At 40.6% G+C, this 461-nt stretch carries 1 pseudogene; it reads right to left on the bottom strand.

The features are described 5' to 3' along the window. A pseudogene (locus tag EXE10_RS21805) lies at positions 1-461 on the bottom strand (hypothetical protein); the annotation flags it as partial.

Genomic DNA, 461 nt, shown 5'->3' with positions numbered 1-461 from the left:
ACATCTGTAATGATGATCGCAGCATCTACATTTGGTGCGCCAATTGCTGTATTTTGATTTGGATTTTGTGTGAATTTGTCTAAACCTAAATTGGCTTTTGTGATCTCTTTTTCAGAGACACCAGTAATTAAACCTTGTTGATTTACAGTGATTGTTGGAATCTTAAGAGTTGAACCGTATGTACTTGCAACAACACCAGAATTAGCAAGAGTCAAAATACAAGAAGAATTCGTAGAACCATCATAGCTAAATGAGCCTGTTGCTGATCCCGAAAACTGTACCGTGCGTGATGTGGCGAGTGCTTGTGCTTTACCATCTGTTCGACCTGTACCACCATAATTTACAGGCAAAGTAGGGTCGAAGTTAGTCGCAGAACTATTCCTGTAAACACCCCATCCCGCATCTGAAATGATGATCGCAGCATCTACATTTGGTGCGCCAATTGCTGTATTTTGATTTGG

The organism is Acinetobacter sp. WCHAc060033 (assembly GCF_004209125.1).
In the GTDB taxonomy this organism is placed as follows: domain Bacteria; phylum Pseudomonadota; class Gammaproteobacteria; order Pseudomonadales; family Moraxellaceae; genus Acinetobacter; species Acinetobacter wuhouensis.
This window is presented reverse-complemented; position numbering and strand designations above follow the sequence as displayed.